Here is a 20,836-nt window from a genome sequence, read left to right as displayed (position 1 = left end):
GCGATCTCCTGCACGATGGTGATCTTCTGGGCGATGGTCTGCATCGCGTCCACCGCCCGTCCCACCGCGGCGCCGCTGGCCTCGGCATCCTGGGCGGACTGCCGGGCGATCGCCTCGGTCTGGCTGGCATTCTCGGCGTTCTGCTTCACGTTGGCGGCCATCTCCTCGACCGAGGCGGAAGCCTCTTCCGTGGAGGCCGCCTGCTCGCTGGAGCCCTGCGACAGCTGTTCGGCCGAGGAGGACAGCTCCTGCGAGCCCGCCGAGACGTTGCCGGCCGCCGCGTTCGCCTCCGTCACCACGGCCCGGAGCCGGCTCAGCATCGTCTGAAGGGCGAGACCCATCGTGTCCTTGTCGGACAGCGGCTTGGCCTCGACGGTCAGGTCGCCCCCCGCGATCGCGTTGGCGAGGGCGGCGGTCTCCCTCAGGTTGTCGGTCATCCGGTTCATGGCGGTCACCAGATCGCCGACCTCGTCGTTCGAGGTCACGGCGATCTTTTGGTCCAGGTCACCGGCCGAGACGGCTTCGGCGAGCGAAACGGCCCGGGCCAGTCCCCGGGAGATCGAGACCGCGAGCCAGCCGGCGATGCCGAGGCCGAGGAGCAGCGCACCCGCCAAGGTCGCGAGCATCAGCGTCTGGCTGTCCTGCGACGCCGTCTTCGAGCGCTCGACCGCCTCCGCCATCTGGCGGCCCTGGTAATCGGTCAGGAGGTCGAAGGCCTTGTTGGTCGCCACGGACGCGACGCTGTACTCGCCTGCGACGAGCTCGATCGCGCGGATGGGCGCGCCCGGCTCGATCGTGGCAAGGGCCTTCTGGAACGAGGCGAACCAGGTCTCGAAGCTCTGCCGGACCGCCTCGGTGGGGACCTTCGCGGCAGCGCCGACCCGGAGCAGGTTCTCAAGGCCGCGGGCGATCTCATCGCGCATGTGCTTGGTCGCGATCACGTGCTCCTCGAGCCCGGCAACGCTGACCGCGCCGGTGGCGGCCTGAAGCCGGCCCCAGGCCCGTTCGAGGGGGATCTGGAACGCCATCACCGCCTTCATCAGATCGATGGCGTTCCTGTCGGCCTTGGCTGTGAGCGCCCCCAGCTCCGTGCGCAGGACGGCGATGGCCGGGCGCCCCACGCCGGCAATCTCGGACCAGGCCCGGGCGTTGGCGTTCATCTTGGCCAGCTCGACGATCTTGTTGCCCAGGGCAACCTGCGTCTCGTATTTCTGGTCGAGGTCCTGGACGAGCTGGCCGGCCTCCCCGGTCGAGGGGCTGGCCTTGATCTTGGCGATGGCTTCCTGGGCGCGCTTGCGCATGTCGAGGGCGCGCTTGAGGGAATCGGCGATCTGGGCGTCGTTCACGGTGATCACCGCCGTGCGGAGGTTGGCGGTGCTGCGGATGGCGTTGGCCTTGGCCTCCAGCATCTGGGCTTGCGTCGCCGCGCGGTCGCGGAGGAACGCTAGGCTCCTGTCGGATTCCATCAGGCCCCGATAGCCGACGCCGCCGGCCAGACCGGCGAGCACGAGCATCGCGCCGAACCCGGCGGCCAGCTTGGCCTTGATTGAAATCCGCATATTCTCGACTCCTAAAATTAATTTAAAATTGCTGGCATGTCTGGAATAATGACAAAATCTTCGCCAGATTTCACAATGGAGCGAATGTATTCAGGCCGCCATGACGTGCCGATCTTCGGCGCCGGCTGGCGGCTCTCCAGGGCGACCGCGGTCACCTCGAACACCTTGTCGGCCACCAGCGCGACCAGGGTCGGGTCGCCGTCGAGTTCGAGCTCGATCACCACGAAGCGGGTATCCGGGGTCGCGGCGGTGATCGGCATGCCGAAGCGCTCGCGAATATCGGCCAGCGGCACGACGTTGCCGCGCACGTTGACCACGTGGCCGAGATGCGGCCGCGCCCCGGCGACCCGGGTGGTCGGGATCGGGTCGATGATCTCGCGCACCATCCCGGCCCCGAGCGCGAAGGTCTCGGTGCCGATGCGCATCATCACGGCCTGGAGGGCGTGGCCCTGCTCGATGGCCTCGACGAAATCGGTCATCACGCCACCTCACGGAATTCGCGCAGCCCGTCCGCGGCGGCGCCGATCTGCCCGCCGGCCATCAGCTGGGCCGGGTCGATGATGAGCGCCGCGGTGCCGTCACCGAGGATCGTGGCGCCCGAGAAGGTCGTGACGTCGGCGTGCAGCTTCGACAGCGACTTGATCACCGTCTGGTGGTTGCCGAGGATCTGGTCGGCCACGAGCCCGAACCGGGTCTCGCCCACCGACACGATGATCACCTTCTGGTAGGGGTCCGGCTCGCCGGCCGCCTCGAACAGGCTGCGGAGGCGCAGGAACGGCACGAGGTCGCCGCGGATGTTGAGGAAGTCCCGGCCGCGCTCGCCGCGCCCGCTCTCGGGCAGCTCGACGCATTCCTCCACGGCCGAGAGCGGCAGCACGTAGCGCCCCTCCCCGACCCGGATCAGCAGGCCCTCGATGATCGCCAGCGTCAGCGGCAGGCGCAGCACGATGGCGGTGCCCGCCCCCGGCTCGGTGGTGATGTCGATCGAGCCGCGCAGGCCCTCGATGGTCTTCTTGACCACGTCCATGCCGACGCCGCGGCCCGAGAGCGCGGAGATCTGCTGCGCCGTGGAGAAGCCCGGGGCGAACAGGAACTGGTAGACCTGCTGGTCGGTGAGCGGGGTGCCGGGCGCGACGAGCCCGCGCTCCTCGGCCTTGGCGCGGATGCGCGTCACGTCGAGCCCGGCGCCGTCGTCGCGCACGGTCACGAGGACCTGGGCGCCGACATGCTCGGCGGAGAGCGTGATGCGCCCGGTGGCGTTCTTGCCGGAGGCGCTGCGCCGGGCCGGGTCCTCGATGCCATGGTCGATGGCGTTGCGGATCAGGTGCACCAGCGGATCGGCCAGCCGCTCGATCACGGTCTTGTCGAGCTCGGTCTCCTCGCCGTCGGTGACGAAGGTGACCGGCTTGCCGAGATCCCCCGACAGGTCGTGGACCAGGCGCCGGAACCGGCTGAACAGGGCGCCGATCGGCACCATGCGGATGCTCATCGTGGTGTCGCGCAGCTGCGCCGAGAGCCGCTCGATCTCCTCCGCGATGGTCTGGAGCCCGCCATCGGCGTGCAGGCCGGCGAGCTGGCTCAGCCGGGCCTGGGCGATGACCAGCTCGCCGACCCGGTCGAGCAGCTCGTCGAGCCGCTCGGCCTCGACCCGCATGGTGCTGGACCCGCGCGGCTCGCTGTTGCGGGCCGGGCCCCTGCGCTCGGCCTCGGGCGGCTTCGCGGCGGGCGCGGGTGCAGGCTCGGCAACTGGTGTGGCGGTGGATCGGGCGGGGGCCGGGGCAGGAGCCGGCACCGGCACCGGAACGGGCGCGGGAGAAGGATCGAGGGCGGGTTCGGGGGCGGGCTCGGGCGCGTCCAGCGGCGCCAGGGTCAGCACCATGTCGTCGCGCACGAACAGGAAGACGTCCTCGATCGCCGAGCGGCTCGCGGCCCCGCGGAGCGTGACGTCCCAGCCGAGCGCCAGGCTCTCCGGGTCGAGGCCGGCGAGGTCCGGCAGGTCCGCGACGCGCGGCACAACCGTGCAGGGGCCAAGCTCGCGCAGCTCGTCGAGCAGGGCCAGCGGGTTCGTGCCGTTGCGCAGCACGTCCGGGGCGAAGGCGATCCCGATCCGCCAGCCCTCGGGCGCGGCATCCGGGCTCGGCCCTTCGGCCGCCAGCTCGGTCTCGGGCGCCTCCTTCGCGCGGCTGATCAGGCGCTCGAGCTCGGCCAGGATCGCCTCGCCGATCACCGGGGCGGTGGCGTCGGGATCCTCGATCAGCGTGCGGATATAGTCCTTGGCCGAGAGCGACACGTTGACCAGGTCGGCACTGATCGGGACCTCGCCGCGGCGGACGAGGTCGAAGGCGGTCTCGAAATCGTGCGTGAAGGCGGCGACCCGGTCGAAGCCGAACATCGCCCCCGATCCCTTGATCGTGTGCAGGGCCCGGAACGCGGTGTCGATCAGCGCCGAATCGTCCGGCCGGTCGCCGAGGTCGAGCAGCGTCGTCTCCAGCCGATCGAGAAGCTCGTTGGCCTCGGCCAGAAATACCGCGCGCGGATCGTGATCAGTCATCGTCGAGCGGATCCCGTTGCACCGTCTTTCGAGGAACCGGGGCACTTCCGCACCCGGCCCGGTCGCCGACCCGAGGCTAGATCTCGCGATCCTGCCGGCTGACGCCCGATCGACCGAAGACTCGGTCCATCACACAGGAATGACACTACCTTAAAATCGTTAAAAAGTGAAGACCTGATCTGAGTTAAAAGTTTTTCCGTCCCGATTTTTTCAGACTCCGGATCCATTCCAGCCTGGAAAAGATGCTATAAATTACTTCTTACTCATTATTTTTACAACATATATTTCAGTTAATGTCTACTCATTGCATAAGAACAACGATTTTCCTTAATGCATTGGATAAATCCCCAGGAACTTGTGTTGAATGCACCTGATGTTCTGCAAAGTCCGCCTCCGGATCAGAACAGATCCACCCCGGCCAGGGGATCATCATCCGCGTCCGGCGCCGGCGCCGCGGTGCCGAGCAGGCGGCGGGACAGCCGCTCCCGGACCTCGCCCAGGGTGCAGCCGGCGATCAGCGCCTCGGCCCAGCCGCGCTCCGCCTCGGCCCGGCCGCCCGGCTCGGCCTGCAGGGCGCGCAGGATCCCCTGCAGATTCTGCATGCGCTGCTTGGCGAGATCCTGGAACTGCATGGCCACGATCGCGCCCGAGACGTCCTGGGTGATCGCCTCGGTGGTCTGCACGGTCTGGCTCAGCACGCCGGCGAACCGCGAGCTCTGCTCGACCAGGGCCTGCATCACCACGCGGACCCGGGCGTCGGCGTTGCGGCTCTCCTCCGACATGTCGATGGTGGCGATGTCGTGCAGGAGCGCGTGGCTGCTGCGTAGGCCGCCCGCGATCGAGCCGATCTGCTGCTTGATCACCCCGGACAGGGCGTTGATCGCGCCGGCCAGGCTGCGGACCTCGTCGGCCACCACCGCGAAGGCCCGCCCGGCCTCCCCGGCCCGGGCGGCCTCGATCTTGGCGTTCAAGGCCAGCAGGTTGGTCTGGCGGTTGATCTTCTCGATCTCGGCGACGCTGCCGTCCACCGAGGACAACTCGCCCAGCACGCCGTTCAGCGCGCCCTCCATGGTCGCGCCGCGGGACGACATGAAGCCGATCTTGTCGTTGAGCATCGCGAGGATCTCGCCGAGCGCCGTGGCGACCTCGGCGAGCGGCCGCTCGGTCCCGTCGATCCGCACCGACTGGATCGCCGTCACCAGCCCCTGCACGATCTCCGACTGGCCCCGGGTGGTCGTGGCGATGCGCTGGAACCGGTCCGACAGGCCGTGGACGTCGGTCTCGACATCCGCCGAGATGATCCCGAGCTCGTCGATCAGGGCGTCGAGGGTCTTGCGCTGGACCTCGGACAGGCCGAGCCGGGCCTGGATCACATCCGCGGCCCCGAGCGGGGGCACCGGCGCGGCGGGCGCGGCGGGCGCCTCCCGGTCGAGGTCGAGCGCCGCGAGCGAATCCGAGGCATCCTCGTGATCCAACTTCAGATTCGCACGCCCCCAGAAGGCCATCGATAGATATTCCTTGGACTCTGTCAGATCTTGCCGGGGACAGGCTCGAACGCACGATTGTGAACCCCGGGTGCCTAGGCCAGTCATCTGAATGAACAGTTATGACCGAGGCAATATGCGCGCTCGATCACACGGTTTATGTGACCCAGACCATGCGACGATTGCGGATATATTTTTGCCCTCGAATATCAATGCTTTCGGCGGCTGCGGGTCGAAATGCCATCGAATACCAGCAAGAGTCGATCTCCATACCGCCGAAGTCACCGAACAATTTTTACAATACAAACTTGCACACCGAGCGCGCCATGGCAGTTTTCAACAGGAAACCCGAGATCAAGGGTCGGACAAGCTCGGTCGCTATGGTCAGCTCAAGGGAAACTTAACGGCCGCGAATCTTAAAGAGATCGCCTGCAGCCAGTCTGGCCGTTCAACCGCAACGGATTCCTCATGGCCGAACCCGCCACCCTCACCCTGCCGCCGGAATGCACGCTCCGGACGGCGCAGGCCCTCCAGGCCGACCTGCTGGCGGCGCTCGAGGGCGCGCCCGGCCTCCTGCTGGATTGCGCGGCGGTCGAGAAGGTCGACGTCACCTTCGTCCAGCTCGTGGTCGCGGCCGCCAAGTCGGCCGGCGCGCGCGGCGCCACCCTCGACCTAACCAACCCGCCCGACGCGGTCGCGGCGGCCTTCCGGCGCGCCGGCTTCACGCCGCACGCCCCGTTCGCGGCGGATTCCGCCTCAGCCCTCTGACCTCAGCACCGGATTCCCTTCATGGCCACCGTACTCGCCGTCGACGATTCGCCCAGCATCCGCCAGATGATCAAGATCGTGCTGGGCCCCGCCGGCCACACGGTGATCGAGGCCGAGGACGGCGCCGAAGGCCTCGCCAAGGCCAAGGCCGAGACGATCAACCTGGTGATCACCGACCTCAACATGCCGGTGATGAACGGCATCGAGATGATCAAGCAGCTGCGCACGGTGCCGTCCTGCACGGGCGTGCCGATCCTGTTCCTGAGCACCGAGTCGGACGACAGCATCAAGCAGCAGGCGAAATCCGCCGGCGCCACCGGCTGGATCACCAAGCCGTTCAAGCCGGAGCAGCTCCTGGCGGTGGTCTCGAAGCTGATCCGGGCCTGAAGTCGGGCCGGCCCGGCGGGTTCACGCAGCGCGGGACCGATTCGGGGGGCCTCCCCCGTGGGGGCCAGAGCCGAGTCCGACCACGCTGGGTCGGGCACGGCGCTCAAGCCGTGTCTTGGCGCGCGCTCCTGCGTCGATCCGAAGCCACCTCGTCGCGGAACTTCATCAGTCAATGAGGCTTTCGCCGAGAGACCAGAGCGCGGGCCAGTCATCGTTCACGACTGCGATCTGACGCATCACCGAGCGCAGAAGATGGCGTCGGCGCGCCAGCGGACGGAACGACAGATCCACGCCCAATGCCTTCTCGACCGCCCGGACGAAGGGCTCGGTGCAGTCCTTGGCGATATGGGCGTAACCGTCGCTGTAGTGGCGCTTCAGCGATGCGTCCCGTGCGCGGTAGATTTTCGGGATCCGGATGAAGCCGAAGCCGGCCTCGCGTGCGCGCGACTTCAACGCCTCGTTCAGCAGATACCATACGACGAGTCGGTCGCGCAGAGGGCCGTACGGTTGCTCCGCATGGGCTCCGCGCGGGGGATCTAACGGCGGAACGATTTCCAGGAGACTGACCCTGGGTCGGTGCTCGCGGCCATCGAGTGAGGCGCGTAGGGCCGCGATGTAACGATCAGCGAGATCGGTGACCGCCTCCTGGTACGTCCACCCTTTCTCGTTGGCCACGCGGATCAGATGCCGACGCACGTCGATCTCGCCGAAGACGAAAATGTAGTCGTCGCCTGGAGCGGGTTTGATCGAGGCGAGCAGGTGTTGCACTCCGTCGCGGCCGGCGCGGTGCATAGTATGCCCGGGCATGCAGTAATCTGTCGCAGCCTGCGCGCGCGCGAACAGGTAGTGACCATGGCTATCGCCAAACACGTAGACAGACACGACGAATGACTCGGTAGATAAGATCGCCCACGTCTGCGCCGTTTCAGCGCATCTTTCTATAGCGCAGACGCAACAGACGGCTCCCTACACACTTTTAACGGATTCCAAAGTGGATTTCCGATATCATAAGTCTATTTTTATAACAAACATAACCTACACTTATTTTTTATAACGCCGGAATAGCGCACACGACACCCAATACATACTTGTTCATGCCGATAAATTTTATGGATATTTTAAAATTTATATTGTGACTCAGCCTGCGCCTGTCCTCTGGATCTGAAACGCTGGTTTGATCATCGTAGAAGGCTAGGGTGAGGAACCGTGTCTGCCGGGAGAGGCCTCATCCCTCCCCCCCTCACGAGAGAGGGGCCCCGCGCATCACGCGGTGAAAGAATTCGGCATCCACAAGCCCGCATCGAAGATCGGACACGGCGCAGCCCGACGGCCCGATATTCGCGCCTCTATCGGCGCCGAGGAGCGCACCATCGGGATTGGATATCCTGTCAAACAGGAGATGATCTGTAACCGAACGTACGAACCCCGCACCGACGCGCCAAAACGCCCTCAAACGTGGTCTTTCCGTCTAAATCCGCACAGACGTGTGGATGAGCACCGCAGCGGCAACGTGGGACCGGAACGGGACCCCCACCGGCACGTTGACCGGCGCCATCAGGATACGAGAACGGCGTCTCACACAGTTCGGCACAGCGGGTCGGGTACAGAATGGGCGGTCAGCCACCAGGGTCCGGAACGGCTGCGTCGCAGGCGATGGACCCCGCGGGGGATCCGGGCCGAGGGGCGTCGGAAGCGGGGTCCATCGCGTTGAGCGACAGCTTCCGGCGCTTCGCCGACGTGGTGCCGCTGATGCTGTGGCGCTCCGACGAGCACGGCCACGCGGTCCACCACAACGAGTGCTGGCTCGACTTCACCGGGCGCCCGCTCGAGGAGGAGCTGCGCCTCGGCTGGCGCAGCGGACTGCACCCCGAGGATTTCGAGCGCCATGCCCGGATCGTCGCCGAGGCCTTCGCCGCGCGGGCGCCGTTCACCGTGGAATTCCGCCTGAAGCGGCATGACGGCGTCTACCGCTGGCTGCTCGACACCGCCCGCCCGCTGGTCGAGGACGGCCGGTTCCAGGGCTATCTCGGATCCTGCTTCGACATCACCGACCGCAAGCATGCCGAGGAGCATATCGAGCAGGCGCTGGCCGAGAAGGAGGCGCTGCTCGCCGAGGTCTACCACCGGGTGCGCAACAACCTGCAGGTGATGGTCAGCCTGATCGGCCTCTACGGGCGCGCCGCCCCGGACCCGTGCCGCGGCAGCTTCGAGGCGCTGGGCCAGCGGGTGCGGGCGATCGCGCTGGTGCAGCAGCACCTGCACGAGGCGCCCCATATCGCGTCGATCGACCTGCACGATTACCTCCACCGCCTGGCCTCGGGTCTCGGGCAGCTCCGGCGCGCCGGGCGGATCAGCGTCCAGGTCGGCGGTTCCGGGACCGGGCTGGTCGAGCCGCGCACCGCCAACGCGCTCGGCATGATCGTCGCCGAGATCGTGGCCGAGTGCCTCGACGCCACCGCCGAGCACGTCGCCTGCTCCATCGCTATCGAGATCGACTCCGCCGCGGGGCATCCGCTGCGGGTCTCGATCGTCTCCGGGGTGAGCGAGATGGCGGCCACCGGGCGGTCCAACGTGCCCAATCTCGGGCCGCGCCTGATCGCCGCCTACGCGGCCCAGGCCGAGATCCAGGTGAGCGGCGATGCCAGCACCGCCGCGCCCCTGGTCCTGACCCTGCCGCCGACGCAGCCGCCGGAGGCGTGATCTCCGGCGCCGCGCCCCCCTGGCGATTTGCGATGGAGTCGCCAGATTTTCGCCAGGGCTCTATAGCGGCCCCGGCCCACCCCAAATCCGGTCCCTCATGGTTCCCCCGATCGACACCATCGTCGAGAATTTCGCCTTCATCGACGATTGGGAAGAGCGTTACCGCTACCTCATCGAGCTCGGGCGCGCCCTGCCGCCCCCGGACCCGGAGCTCCATGCCGAGGCCAACAAGGTCCAGGGCTGCGCCAGCCAGGTCTGGATCGACCTCGACGTCGACCGCTCGGATTCGGAGCCCCGCCTGCGCATGCGCGGCGACAGCGACGCCCATATCGTGCGTGGGCTGGTGGCGCTGATGATTGCCCTGTTCGACGGCAAGCCGCTGCGCGAGGCCGCCGAGACCGACGCCTTCGCGCTCTACACCAAGCTGGGCCTGGGCGAGCACCTGACCCCGCAGCGCTCCAACGGCGTCCGCGCCATGGCCGACCGGGTGCACCGCGACGCGGTGCGGTTCCTGCAGGTCGAGGGATAGGGCGCTGTCGGTTTCGCGACGGCGCCCCGCCCGACGCGTTAGATCGCCGCCGCGGGGTCGGTCTCGTCGCCGTCCGGCGTGGGGCGGCGGGTCCGGGGGCGGCGGTCGAGGAGGGAGCGTCCCAGGGCACGCAGCGGCGCGGTCAGCCGCCGGGCATCCTCGGCGCGCTCCATGAGGCGCTCGCCGTTGCGGATCTCCTTGTCGAGCTTGGCCATGGTCCGGGCGAGTGCCGGGTCGTCGTCCTCGAGCCAGACCTGGGTCACGCGGGCGAAGGCGATCACCACGCCCTGGAGCTTGAGCTGGCCCAGCGGGCCCTCGGTGTCGATTCCGGCCGCCGCCAGCATGTAGCGGTGGGAGTTCAGCATCACGCTGTTCAGCGCCAGCATCGACAGCGGCTCGCCGCGCAGGGCGTAGGCGATCCGGCGCAAAGCCGGCTTGTAGGGCGTCATCGCGTCGAGCCGGCGCATCAGAACGTCGAACAGGCGCTCGCGGGTCGGCTCCTCTTCGAGGCCCGCGATGTCCCCTTCGAGGACCTTCCGGTCGATGATCCGGGTGAGGCCGCCCAGAACCGCGCCCTTCGAGGGGAACAGGTCGCGCAATTCGGCGAGCGTCAGGCCGGCCTCGCGGGCGATGTCGCCGATCTCGATGTCGTTCCAGGGCTGCTCGGCGGCCAGGCGCATCAGGGCCTCGACCGCGGCCTCGCGGGGCGGCAGCTTGGGCGGGCTCTCGGCCTGCGCAGCGGCGTCCTGGGCCGTGTCGGCCTGGCTCGTGTCGTCCTGCACGGCACCGGCACCCTTGCGGGTGCGCTTCGACGGGGCTCTGGTCTCGGTCATGGGTCTGTCGCCCGCTCCTGTCGGTCGTCGACTCTCATGTAGGAAAGGCGGCGGCGATGGGCAGGGCCGTCGCGCGGCGATGCCGCACGGATGTCAGCCGGCGAGCTCGGCGGCCCGGCGCCGGGCGGCCGCCACGGCCTCGCGCAGGAGCGGCGCCAGGCCGTCCGGCCGCATCAGCACGTCGAGGGCCGCCGCCGTGGTCCCGCCCGGGGAGGTGACGTTGCGGCGCAGCTCCGCCGCCTCTTCGGGGCTCGCCTCCAGCAGCGCGCCGGCGCCCGCGACGGTGGCCCGGGCCAGGGCCTGCGCCACCGCAGGCTCGAGCCCCTCGGCGATCCCGGCCTCGGCCAGGACCTCGACCAGCAGGAAGACATAGGCCGGCCCGGAGCCCGAGACCGCGGTCACGGCGTCGATCTGCGCCTCGTCGGCGAGCCAGGCCACGGTGCCGTTGGCGGCGAACAGGGCGTCGGCCGCGTCGCGCTGCGCCGGCGTCACCTCCGCATTCGCGCAGGCGCCGGTGGCGCCCCGGCCGATGCTGGCCGGCAGGTTCGGCATGGCCCGGACCACGGCGCGGGCCCGGGGCAGCCGGGCGCGCAGATCCGCGATGGTCTTGCCCGCCAGGATCGAGACCAGCAGCGTGTCGGGGCCGACGAGCCGGTCGAGGCCGGGGGCTGCCGCCTCAAGACCCTGCGGCTTGATCGCCAGGACCAGCACCGCCCCGGGCTCGGGCTCCGCCGGGTTCAGCCGGATGCCGTGCCGGGCGCAGAGATCCACGATCGGGCGGGCGGGCACCGGGTCGATGATCGTGGTGGCGCGGGGGTCGAGGCCCGCCTCGAGCCAGCCCGCCAGCATCGCGCCGCCCATCTTGCCGGCCCCGGCGAGAACCAGGGAGGCGGGCATTCGCGCCGGGGTCGCGGCCGCCGTCACGCCTCGCCTTCGGTCTCGAACAGCACGGCGTCCAGCGCCTCGCGGGCGCTCTTGCCGGCCCAGAGCACGAACTGGAACGCCTGGAAGTAGCGCTCGCAGGCATCCACGGCGGTCTTCATCATGGTGGCGCATTGCGGATGGGTCGGCACCGCGCCGCCGGCCAGCAGCAGCGCGTGGCGGAACATCACCACGCTGTCGCTCGACCACAGGTCGAAATGGCCGATCCAGAGCTGCTCGTTGATCATCGCGATCAGCCGCAGCACCTCGGTCCGCTGCCGCTCCGGCACCTTCAGGTCGAAGGCGCAGGCCACGTGCAGGGCCTCGACATCCTCGATCCAGGTGAAGGCCACATGGTAGTCGGTCCAGCGGCCGGGGCTGGTGATCGACATTTCGTCGGTCTCGGCCCGGTCGAAGATCCAGTCGCGCAGGGACGCCAAACGCTCGACGACGTCGAGCGGATGCTCGTTCCGGTCAGGGTCGTGGAAGTCGACGTGGAGAAGCGGCATGACGATCCAAAAGGACGGCCCGGAATCGACCCGGACCGACGTGACGGGGACGCGAGAAGAGTGTGAGAACACTCCGAGAACTTGATACGACCGGCGAAGACAGGCCGGGGTTGACGCGATCGACTGTCGAAGCTCTGCGGACATCGCCCCGCAGCCGCCGAATCACCCTATGCCTGACTATAGACCGGCCGTGACTCGCGACACAAAGTGCAGGTCACGCTCGGTGAACAGGAAACGAAATCATCGGCTGCGCTTCCTGTGCAAAAGCCTGAAGCGTTGCCGTCGGGACTCAGACGGCCTCGCTGAGCCCCGCGGCCCCGGCCCCGGCGCTGCCCTCCCGGGCCTCCAGGGCGGCCACACGGGCGGCGAGCGCCTCGTTCTGGGCGCGGAGATTGGTCACCATATCGCGCAGCACGTCGAGCTCCTCGCGGGAGGCGATGTCGAGGTCGCGGACGAGGCGCTCGACCTGCGCCTTGACCACCGTCTCGGCCTCGCGGCGCACGCCCTGGGCGGCGCCGGCCGCATCGGTCATCAGGCGGGCGAGATCGTCGAACAGTCGGTTCGAGGGGGGCATCGTGGTCTCCCGGATCGGCCGGCTGCCGTTCGGCGGCCTGACTGCGCGATTCAGGGTGACGAGATAGGAATCCGCGGGGTGCGGAGCAACGCCCGGAACGCGGTCCGGACACGGAAGCGGGGCCCGAAGGCCCCGCCCGTCGCAATCACATGCGGCGCATCATCCGACGGTGCATCATCTTGCGGTGCATGTGCCGGTGCATCATCCGGCGCTCCATGCGCCGATGCATCATGCGGCGCTCCATCGGGGTCAGGCGGACCTGCGTCACAGCGTCGGGCGCCGTGATGCCCGAGGGGAGGCCGGGGGCGGCGCTGGCGGGCTGGACGAGGGCGGCGCCGCCCAGCGAGGCCAGCACGGCGAAGGCGAAGGTCAGTTTCCTCACGAGGAGACTCCAATGTTCTGATCTCCGGGCATGACGCCCGGTTCATCCTCCCAAACGGGAGGTTCGGAGAGTCGTCTCGTGCCGGTGAGGGCACGGCGGGCCCGCGAGGACCCGCCGCCATCAACTTCTGGGTTAGAGATTCGTTTCCTCGAACGCCTTCACCCATTCGGCGCAGATGCCGGACCGGACGATGTCGTCGCGGGTGAACTCGACCACGGGGATCGGCATCATCCGGCTCTTGATCAGGTGCATGACCGTGCGCAGGCCGGAGGTCTCGCGCAGGTCGGTCTGGGAGACGTCGCCGTTGATGATGACCTGGCAATCGTCGCCGATCCGGGTCAGGAACATCTTGATCTCGGCCGTGGTGGTGTTCTGCGCCTCGTCGAGGATCACCAGGCAGTTCTTGAAGGTGCGCCCGCGCATCACCTCGAACGGCACGATCTCGATGTCGCCGGTCTTGAGGGCGATCTCGAAGGCGGCCTGGCCCATCCGCTCCTTCATGGCCTCGGTGAGCGGGGCGACCCAGGGGGCGATCTTCTCCTCGAGGGTGCCCGGGAAGAAGCCCAGCGAGCGGCCTGAGGGCACGTTCGGGCGGGTGATCACGACCTTGGAGATGCGGCGCTGGCGGAGCTGGTCGGCGGCGCGGGTCCCGGCGATGTAGGTCTTTCCGGTGCCGGCGGGGCCGAGGACGATCACCTGGGGGGAGCTGGCCAGGGCGTCGAGATACTCGGCCTGGCGGTCGGTGAGCGGTTGGATCGGGCTGAGGTTGCGCTCTTCGTCGAAGCGGGTGCGATGAATACGGGGCGTGCGGTCTTCAACCAGTTCAAGTCGTGTGCGGCGTCTCTTCATGGATCAACACTCCAACGGGACTTGCCAACCTGGATCTGTCGATGAACTGCCGTTTACCTTGTTGCTCCCGGATTTATTCTATTACGCAACTAATTCCGGCGCCATGCCGAAGGTTCCACCCCGTGCTATTCGCCTGTGGAGAGCGTCACGCCGCCTCGCCCGGGGTCGAATACGCAGTGCAAGCGTCGCACCAACGCGATTCGCACCCGACGATTGCGCGGCGGGTGTGACTAGGGGGTGACGGTTGATGCTGCGGCGCGGAAAAAGCCGTCCGGCTGGCAAGGCTGCATCAGGCCGATGGCCGGGGACACGGGGCGACGCGGCATCCTGCACGACCGCGATCCTCTCCGCCCGCACGGGCGAAGCCGGCCGACCCTGCCGCCCTGAAACGTCCGGGCTTGATCGGCGGGACTGACTTCATCCGGGCTGGATGAAGCTGTCGAGAACCATTTTCCGGCCGGCTTTATCGAAGTCAACGGTGAGCTTGTTGCCGTCGACGCCGGCGACGGTCCCGGGGCCGAACTTCATGTGGAAGACCCGCTGGCCGTCCTGGAAGGCGGAGGGCGCGCCGGTCGACTTGGCGATCAGCTCGCCCTCGATCTGGCGCGGCCCGCCGGACCGGCCGCCCGGGGCGCTGCCGAAGCCGGACCGGTTGCCGGAGCCCGCGGCGGTGTTGGCCTGGGCGCGCTGCCAGCCGGGCGTACCGTAGCTCGACCCGAACGGCGTCGGGTTGCGGTCGAACCGCGAGGCGCCGGCCGAGAAATGCGCGGGCGCCTCGACCACGTCGACGGCCGATTCCGGCAATTCGTCGATGAACCGGGACGGGATGGTCGAGGACCACAGGCCGTGGATCCGCCGGTTGACCGCAAACGACAGCTTGGCGCGCTTGCGCGCCCGGGTCAGACCGACATGGGCGAGGCGCCGCTCTTCTTCCAACCCGGCCCGGCCGCTCTCGTCGAGCGCCCGCTGGTTGGGGAACAGGCCGTCCTCCCAGCCGGGCAGGAACACGGTGTCGAATTCCAGCCCCTTGGCGGCGTGGAGCGTCATCAGCGAGACCCGCTCGGCGCCCTCGGCCTCGGAGGCCTCCATCACCAGGGAGACGTGCTCTAGGAAGGCCGCCATGTCGGGGAATTCCTCCATCGAGCGGACGAATTCCTTGAGGTTCTCCAGGCGGCCGGCGGCGTCGGCGGACCGGTCCTTCTGCCACATCTCGGTGTAGCCGGATTCCTCCAGGATGGTCTGGGCGACTTCGCTATGCGGCTGCGTCTCGATGAGGCGGGCCCAGCGGGAGAAGCTCTCGGTCAGCGCCCGCAGGGTCGCCCGGACCCGGGGCTTCAGCTCGTCGGTCTCGCACAGGCGCTGGGCGGCGATCAGCAGCGGCAGGCGGTTGGCGCGGCCGTAGGTGTGGAGTTGCTGCAGGGTGGCGTCGCCCAGGCCGCGCTTGGGCGTGTTCACGATCCGCTCGAAGGCGAGGTCGTCGCTGACATTCATGGTGACGCGCAGGTAGGCCAGCGCGTCGCGGATCTCGGCGCGCTCGTAGAAGCGTGGGCCGCCGATCACCCGGTAGGGCAGGCCGAGCTGGACGAAGCGATCCTCGATCTCGCGCATCTGCGCCGAGATCCGCACCAGCACGGCGATCTCCGAGAGCGGGTGCTGCTTGGCCTGCAGGGATTCGATCGCCTCGGCGAGCTGGCGCGCCTCCTCCTCGGAATCCCAGGCGCCGGTGACGGTGACGCGCTCGCCCGGCTCGTCCTCGGTGCGCAGGGTCTTGCCCAGCCGGCTCTCGTTCTTGGCGATCAGGCCCGAGGCGGCGGCCAGGATATGGCCGGTGGAGCGGTAGTTGCGCTCCAGGCGCACCACCACGGCGCCCGGGAAATCGTGCTCGAAGCGCAGGATGTTGTCGACCTCGGCGCCGCGCCAGCCGTAGATCGACTGGTCGTCGTCGCCCACGCAGGCGATGTTTTTTCGCGATTGCGCGAGCAGCCTGAGCCACAGGTACTGGGCGACGTTGGTGTCCTGGTACTCGTCCACCAGGATGTAGCGGAACCGGTCCTGGTAATTGGCCAGGATGTCCGGGTTCTCACGCCAGAGCTTGAGGCAAAGTAGCAGAAGATCGCCGAAATCGACGGCGTTGAGCGTCGCGAGCCGGGCCTGGTAGGCGGCGTAGAGCGCGCCGCCCTTGCCGAACGCGAAGGAGGTCGCCTCGCCCGGCGGGACCTGCTCGGGGCCGAGGCCGCGATTCTTCCAGCCGTCGATCGTGTGGGCCAGCGCCCGGGCCGGCCAGCGCTTCTCGTCGATGTTCTGGTCGGCGATCACCTGCTTCATCAGGCGCAGCTGGTCGTCGGTGCCGAGGATGGTGAAGTCCGACTTCAGCCCGACCAGCTCGGCATGGCGCCGCAGGATCTTGGTGCCGATGGCGTGGAACGTGCCGAGCCAGGGCATGCCCTCGCCGGCCGGGCCGATCAGCGCGCCGATCCGGTGCTTCATCTCCCGGGCGGCCTTGTTGGTGAAGGTCACCGACAGGATGTCGTAGGGGCGGGCGCGGCCGGTGGCGATCAGGTGGGCGATCCGGGTGGTCAGGACCCGGGTCTTGCCGGTGCCGGCCCCGGCCAGAACCAGCACCGGACCCTCCGTCGCCTCGACGGCGCGGCGCTGCTCGGGGTTGAGCCCTTCCAGATAGCTGGCGGCGTCCCGCCGGAGGGCGCCCATGGCGCGGGCGGCGATGGAGGTCGGAGCGCCGTCCCCGGCGGGCTGCGCGTGCGGGCCATTCTGCATTCCGCTTCCCTGGACCAAATCGCGAACGGCGTCGAGGGTGTTCGGGGCGGCGCGGCCCTCTGGCGCCGTCCGGGACTTATCGTGCTATGGCCGGTCGCAGGTTGCCCAGGGGGGCACGCGACGGCGGGGCATCACGGTGCCGCGACCGCGCGGGGTGGTTCGCGGAACGGTGAGCGTGCGTGATCTTCTGACCGCGCTGGCGGGCGCCGTCATCCTGGTTCTCGTCGCGGCGCTGGCCGTCCCGCCCGTCATCGATTGGCAGGCCCAGCGCGGCCTCGTCGACCGGGCGCTCGCCCGGTCCCTGGACGTTCCGGTCCGGACCGACGGCCGAATCGAGGTGCGGCTCCTGCCGTCGCCGCGGCTGCGCATCGACCGGCTGCATATCGGCACCGACCCGAACCGGCCGACCCTGGATGCCCGCTTCGTCAAGGCCGAGGTCGCGCTGGCGCCGCTGCTGAAGGGCGAGTTCCGCTTCACCGAGACGCGGGTGGGCCGCGCCGAGATCAAGCTCCCGGTGGCGGCGAGCGACGCCGTGCGGATCCCCTCCGACCTCGGCGAGGCCCTGCGCGCCCGCGACTTCGCCATCGAGGACCTGCACGTCCAGCAATTCCTCGTGACCACGCAGGTGCCGGCCACCGGCCGGACGGACCAGCTCTACGTCCAGGACCTGCACCTGCAGACCCCCGCCCTGATCGGGCCGTGGCGGGTGGAGGGCACGAGCGGCGGCGTCCCGTTCCGGGCGGTCAGCGGCACGCCGGGGGCCGACGGGCGGCTCGCCGTGAAGATCGCGGGCGGGGGCGACGCGCATCCGCGCTTCGAGGCGGATGCGCGCCTGGGCCTCGTCCCCAACGATGCCGACGGGACGACGCTGATCGAATCCGAGGGCTCGGCCCGCCTCGTGGTCGGGCCGCCGACCCAGGCGGCCGGCCCCTATCTGCCGTTCTCGCTGGGCGGGACGTTCAAGGCGCGCGGCGCGCAGGTGCGGTTCGAGGGTGTCGAACTCGCGATCGACCCGGGCGGGCGCGCCCTGCGCTTCGCCGGCACCGGCCGGCTCGATCTGCGCCAATGGCGCGCCAGCCTGAACCTGGAGGGCCGCCGCCTCGACCTCGACGCCTTCCTGACCTCGCCCGAGGGCCAGAACCTGATCGCCCGGGGCGTCCCGGATCTCGGGCGCGGCCTGCCGGCGATGCTCGACCTCGATCTCGCGGTGGGCAGCCTGGTGCTCGGCGGCGAGGAATGGTCGAACCTGGCGCTCGCCGGCACCGTCGAGCGCACGGGCGGCCTGCTGCTGCGCCGCCTGTCCGCGGTCGGCCCCGGCGACGCGGCCTTGAATGTCACCGGCCAGATCGAGGCGGCACCGTTCCACCTCACCGGCCCGGTGGCGCTGAATGCCCCCGATTCCGAGCCGCTCGGGCGCTATCTCCGCCGGCTCGGCCTGGAGGGGCCGCTGACTACGCTTCTCGACGGGCGCCGGATCGATGCCGCCGCCGACCTGTCCGCGGCGGCCTCCAGCCTGTCCCTGCGCAACCTGCGCCTCGGCCTCGGGCCGGCGCGCATCACCGGCAATGCCCGCTACACCGCCGCGGAGGCGGGCGCGCGCGGGCGCTTCGACGCCCAGATCCGCGCCAGCGGCATCGACATCGCCGCCCTGCCGCCTCTGGGCACCACCCTCGGCAGCCTGCGCGACCACGACCTCGCCCTGACCCTCGAGGCCAAGGACGTGCGCTACGGCCCGGCCGGCTCGGGCAACGGCACGATCGCGGCGAGCATCCAGTCGGACGGGTCGAGCCTGGTGGTCGACAGCCTCGACGTGGCGGACCTGGCGGGGGCGAGCGCGAAACTGTCCGGGCGGATCGGCGCGGACGGGACCGGCCGCGTCTCCGGGCGGCTGAAGGCCCCGGTGGCGGCGCCGCTGCTCGGCCTGCTCGAGCGGGTCTGGCTCGGCGAGATCCGCCTGCTGCCCGCCTTCCTGCGCGAGGCGCCCCTCGACCTCGCCGTCACCCTGGACCGGGAGGGCGGCGCGGCCGATGCCCTGCGCAGCCAGGCCCGGGGCAATGCCGGCGGCGGCACCCTCGACCTGACGCTCGCGAGCCGCGGGACGCGGATCGAGGGCGGCACCGCCACGCTCACCGCACCCCGGGCCGGCATCTGGTTCGGGCGCACCGACATCGCCGGCCTGCAGCAGCCCGCCGAGCTGCATCTGAATGCCGAGCGGCCGGAGGCCGAAACCCTGGCGCTGACCGTCAACGGCACGATCGCCGGCCTCAAGCTCGCCACCGCCCGGCCTATCCTGATCGGCGCGGACGCCCTGCCGAATGCCGGCGCGATCCGGGCCGACACCGCCGACCTCGCCCCGTTCCTGACCCTGGCCGGCGCCGCCCGGCTGAGCCCCGGCGCCTGGCCGGCCGAGCTGACCTTCGTGCTGGCCAAGGATGCCGGCGACATCGCCGCCGACACGACGGGCAGGATCGCCGGCACCGCCTTGAGCGGCAAGGTTCTGCGGGCGCCGGGCGGAGCGCTCCGGGGACGCCTCAGCCTCGACCGCCTGTCGGTGCCGCAACTTGCCACAGCTCTGCTGCTGCCGCCGGACCCGGCCAAGGCAGACCGCTTCGGGCCCGCGCCGCAGCCCATCGCGCCGTTCGCCCTCGATGCCCGGGTCGCGAGCCTCGATCTCGGCCGCGGCCTCACCGCCACGGAGGCGAACGTGGCCCTCGGCCTGGCCGACGGCGCCCTGACCCTGCGCAACCTCACGGCCAAGCTCGGCGGCGGGCGGATCGCCGGCTCGGCCACGCTCACCCGGCGGGGGGCCGAGGCATCGGTCTCCGGCGAGGGCGCGCTCGACGACGTCGCGCTCGCCACCCTGGCGGGGTCCAGCCCGATCGGCGGGCGCCTGACCGCGTCCCTGCGCTTCACCACCCAGGCGGAGACCGCCTCGGGCCTCGCCGACACCCTGTCCGGCAGCGGCAGCCTCACGCTCAAGGACCTAAGCGTGCCGCAGGCCGACCCGTCGGCCCTCGGACGTGCCCTCGCCCGAGCGGTGGAGATCGACGATCCCCTGCGCGAGGGACGGCTCCAGGCCCTGGTGGCCGAGGAGCTCGCCAAGGGCGGCGCGCAGGCGAAGGCGCCGGCGAGCAGCCCGGCCACCATCGTCGGCGGGATCCTGCGGGCCGGCCCCCTCGACCTCGATTTCGGGGCCGCCCGCTGGTCCGGCACCCTCGGCTACGACCTGCGCGGCAACCGCCTCGATGCCCGCGGATTCCTGTCCGGCGGCCCGGTTCCCCGGGGCTGGAGCGCCGGCGCGCCCTCCGTCCAGCTCGGCTTTACGGGCTCCCTCGGAGCGCCCGAGCGCGTCCTCGATGTCAGCGCCCTGTCGAGCGGGCTCGCCGCCTTCGTGCTCCAGCGCGAGTTGGAGACCATCGAGCTGACCGAGGTCGACCAGATCGAGCGCCAGCGCCGCCGCGCCCGGATCGAGATGGACCGCGCCCGCGCCGCCGCCCTCAAGGCCGCCGCCGAGAAGGCGGCCGCCGAGGAAGCCGCCCGGCAGGCTAGGGCGCGGGCTCAGAGCGAGGGCACGGCCGAGGGGCAGCCGGGCACCCCGGAGGCCGCGCAGCCCCAGGGACGGCCCTGATCGCGGCATCGGACGTTTCGGCCTGGATCGCCGGTCTCAGCCTCGGAACGGCGAAGCGCGGCGGCAACCCCACCCTTGTATCTGGCGGTCGGCCCTTTGGGATGGTGAGATGAGGGCTGCGCGAGGGTCGGTGGCCGCCGACCCTCGCGCGCGGTCTCTGACGCCCGTCCCCCCTCAGGCCACAACCGTGGGAGAGCTTTGGGACCGGAGGCCGCCTCGTCACGCACGACCGGACAGTCGCTCGACAGCCCGTCGCATGGACAAGGCAGGTTACCGTGACAGACATCATCTGTGGAGTGGATGTCGGCGCCGCCACGCTGGATGCCCGCATTGGCCGCCACGGTCCGTGGCGACAGGTCGCCAACACCCCGGACGGCCATGCCGAAC

The 20,836-nt window shown here is 69.7% G+C and carries 17 protein-coding genes; 5 read left to right on the top strand and 12 right to left on the bottom strand.

Annotated features, from left to right (window positions below; genetic code table 11):
* The 4 genes from BMZ47_RS26395 to BMZ47_RS29240 form a co-directional block, all read right to left on the bottom strand.
* Positions 1-1,559 (bottom strand): HAMP domain-containing methyl-accepting chemotaxis protein (locus BMZ47_RS26395; protein WP_091865242.1); only part of this gene is annotated, 1,559 nt, incomplete at its 3' end.
* Between the two features lie 17 nt (positions 1,560-1,576).
* The gene (locus BMZ47_RS26390) at positions 1,577-2,038 is read right to left on the bottom strand and encodes a chemotaxis protein CheW (protein WP_007569469.1); all 462 of its coding nucleotides are present in this window, start codon (positions 2,036-2,038) and stop codon (positions 1,577-1,579) included.
* On the bottom strand, positions 2,038-4,110 hold the full coding sequence (locus tag BMZ47_RS26385; RefSeq protein WP_091865221.1) for a chemotaxis protein CheA: 2,073 nt from the start codon (positions 4,108-4,110) through the stop codon (positions 2,038-2,040). Before BMZ47_RS26385 ends, BMZ47_RS26390 begins: the two co-directional genes overlap by 1 nt.
* A gap of 398 nt (positions 4,111-4,508) precedes the next feature.
* The gene (locus BMZ47_RS29240; RefSeq protein ID WP_280142769.1) at positions 4,509-5,585 is read right to left on the bottom strand and encodes a methyl-accepting chemotaxis protein; all 1,077 of its coding nucleotides are present in this window, start codon (positions 5,583-5,585) and stop codon (positions 4,509-4,511) included.
* 477 nt (positions 5,586-6,062) lie between these two features.
* Between BMZ47_RS29240 and BMZ47_RS26375 the strand changes: the two genes are divergently transcribed.
* Both BMZ47_RS26375 and BMZ47_RS26370 read left to right on the top strand, forming a co-directional pair.
* A complete protein-coding gene (locus BMZ47_RS26375) occupies positions 6,063-6,362 on the top strand; it encodes an STAS domain-containing protein (protein WP_091865217.1) in 300 nt (99 codons plus the stop codon).
* Positions 6,363-6,383: 21 nt separating this feature from the next.
* On the top strand, positions 6,384-6,749 hold the full coding sequence (locus tag BMZ47_RS26370) for a response regulator (RefSeq protein ID WP_091865214.1): 366 nt from the start codon (positions 6,384-6,386) through the stop codon (positions 6,747-6,749).
* Between the two features lie 165 nt (positions 6,750-6,914).
* Here BMZ47_RS26370 and BMZ47_RS26365 read toward each other — a convergent pair whose 3' ends face one another.
* Positions 6,915-7,631 (bottom strand): hypothetical protein, encoded by a 717-nt coding sequence (locus BMZ47_RS26365; RefSeq protein WP_091865212.1) that lies wholly within the window; start codon positions 7,629-7,631, stop codon positions 6,915-6,917.
* Between the two features lie 726 nt (positions 7,632-8,357).
* Here BMZ47_RS26365 and BMZ47_RS26360 point away from each other — a divergent pair.
* Together BMZ47_RS26360 and BMZ47_RS26355 are read left to right on the top strand one after the other, a co-directional pair.
* Positions 8,358-9,449, top strand: coding sequence for a sensor histidine kinase (locus tag BMZ47_RS26360; RefSeq protein ID WP_039904577.1), 1,092 nt, complete (start codon positions 8,358-8,360; stop codon positions 9,447-9,449).
* A gap of 97 nt (positions 9,450-9,546) precedes the next feature.
* The gene (locus BMZ47_RS26355) at positions 9,547-9,978 is read left to right on the top strand and encodes a SufE family protein (RefSeq protein WP_039904580.1); all 432 of its coding nucleotides are present in this window, start codon (positions 9,547-9,549) and stop codon (positions 9,976-9,978) included.
* 38 nt (positions 9,979-10,016) lie between these two features.
* Here the strand turns inward: BMZ47_RS26355 and BMZ47_RS26350 are convergent, their stop codons facing one another.
* The 7 genes from BMZ47_RS26350 to BMZ47_RS26320 all read right to left on the bottom strand — a co-directional run bounded on the left by BMZ47_RS26350 (position 10,017) and on the right by BMZ47_RS26320 (position 16,821).
* The gene (locus BMZ47_RS26350; RefSeq protein WP_208601120.1) at positions 10,017-10,811 is read right to left on the bottom strand and encodes a TetR/AcrR family transcriptional regulator; all 795 of its coding nucleotides are present in this window, start codon (positions 10,809-10,811) and stop codon (positions 10,017-10,019) included.
* Positions 10,812-10,904: 93 nt separating this feature from the next.
* Positions 10,905-11,708: a pyrroline-5-carboxylate reductase gene (gene proC / locus BMZ47_RS26345; protein WP_091865210.1), complete on the bottom strand. Its 804-nt coding sequence runs from the start codon at positions 11,706-11,708 to the stop codon at positions 10,905-10,907.
* Between the two features lie 23 nt (positions 11,709-11,731).
* On the bottom strand, positions 11,732-12,241 hold the full coding sequence (locus BMZ47_RS26340; protein WP_007569163.1) for a type III secretion system chaperone family protein: 510 nt from the start codon (positions 12,239-12,241) through the stop codon (positions 11,732-11,734).
* A gap of 289 nt (positions 12,242-12,530) precedes the next feature.
* Entirely contained in the window at positions 12,531-12,815 is a 285-nt protein-coding gene (locus BMZ47_RS26335) for an accessory factor UbiK family protein (RefSeq protein WP_007569164.1), read from the bottom strand.
* A 145-nt stretch (positions 12,816-12,960) separates the two neighbouring features.
* On the bottom strand, positions 12,961-13,197 hold the full coding sequence (locus tag BMZ47_RS26330) for a hypothetical protein (RefSeq protein WP_007569165.1): 237 nt from the start codon (positions 13,195-13,197) through the stop codon (positions 12,961-12,963).
* 132 nt (positions 13,198-13,329) lie between these two features.
* A complete protein-coding gene (locus BMZ47_RS26325) occupies positions 13,330-14,046 on the bottom strand; it encodes a PhoH family protein (RefSeq protein ID WP_007569167.1) in 717 nt (238 codons plus the stop codon).
* A gap of 417 nt (positions 14,047-14,463) precedes the next feature.
* Positions 14,464-16,821 (bottom strand): ATP-dependent helicase, encoded by a 2,358-nt coding sequence (locus tag BMZ47_RS26320; RefSeq protein ID WP_007569169.1) that lies wholly within the window; start codon positions 16,819-16,821, stop codon positions 14,464-14,466.
* Positions 16,822-16,996: 175 nt separating this feature from the next.
* Here BMZ47_RS26320 and BMZ47_RS26315 point away from each other — a divergent pair, with 175 nt between their 5' ends.
* Positions 16,997-20,449, top strand: a complete 3,453-nt coding sequence (locus BMZ47_RS26315) for an AsmA family protein (RefSeq protein ID WP_091865208.1) — start codon at positions 16,997-16,999, stop codon at positions 20,447-20,449.
* Positions 20,450-20,836: the final 387 nt, after the last annotated feature.

It is taken from the genome of Methylobacterium brachiatum (assembly GCF_900113845.1).
GTDB lineage: Bacteria > Pseudomonadota > Alphaproteobacteria > Rhizobiales > Beijerinckiaceae > Methylobacterium > Methylobacterium brachiatum.
This window is presented reverse-complemented; position numbering and strand designations above follow the sequence as displayed.

What these genes read in the sequence shown, in the direction of transcription:
- BMZ47_RS26335 (WP_007569164.1), bottom strand. Translation starts at nt 12,815, where the DNA reads ATGCCCCCCTCGAACCGACTGTTCGACGATCTCGCCCGCCTGATGACC.
- BMZ47_RS26340 (WP_007569163.1), bottom strand. Translation starts at nt 12,241, where the DNA reads ATGCCGCTTCTCCACGTCGACTTCCACGACCCTGACCGGAACGAGCAT.
- BMZ47_RS26350 (WP_208601120.1), bottom strand. Translation starts at nt 10,811, where the DNA reads ATGACCGAGACCAGAGCCCCGTCGAAGCGCACCCGCAAGGGTGCCGGT.
- BMZ47_RS26360 (WP_039904577.1), top strand. Translation starts at nt 8,358, where the DNA reads ATGGGCGGTCAGCCACCAGGGTCCGGAACGGCTGCGTCGCAGGCGATG.
- BMZ47_RS26385 (WP_091865221.1), bottom strand. Translation starts at nt 4,110, where the DNA reads ATGACTGATCACGATCCGCGCGCGGTATTTCTGGCCGAGGCCAACGAG.
- BMZ47_RS26320 (WP_007569169.1), bottom strand. Translation starts at nt 16,821, where the DNA reads ATGCAGAATGGCCCGCACGCGCAGCCCGCCGGGGACGGCGCTCCGACC.
- BMZ47_RS26355 (WP_039904580.1), top strand. Translation starts at nt 9,547, where the DNA reads ATGGTTCCCCCGATCGACACCATCGTCGAGAATTTCGCCTTCATCGAC.
- BMZ47_RS26370 (WP_091865214.1), top strand. Translation starts at nt 6,384, where the DNA reads ATGGCCACCGTACTCGCCGTCGACGATTCGCCCAGCATCCGCCAGATG.
- proC (WP_091865210.1), bottom strand. Translation starts at nt 11,708, where the DNA reads ATGCCCGCCTCCCTGGTTCTCGCCGGGGCCGGCAAGATGGGCGGCGCG.
- BMZ47_RS26325 (WP_007569167.1), bottom strand. Translation starts at nt 14,046, where the DNA reads ATGAAGAGACGCCGCACACGACTTGAACTGGTTGAAGACCGCACGCCC.
- BMZ47_RS26375 (WP_091865217.1), top strand. Translation starts at nt 6,063, where the DNA reads ATGGCCGAACCCGCCACCCTCACCCTGCCGCCGGAATGCACGCTCCGG.
- BMZ47_RS26390 (WP_007569469.1), bottom strand. Translation starts at nt 2,038, where the DNA reads ATGACCGATTTCGTCGAGGCCATCGAGCAGGGCCACGCCCTCCAGGCC.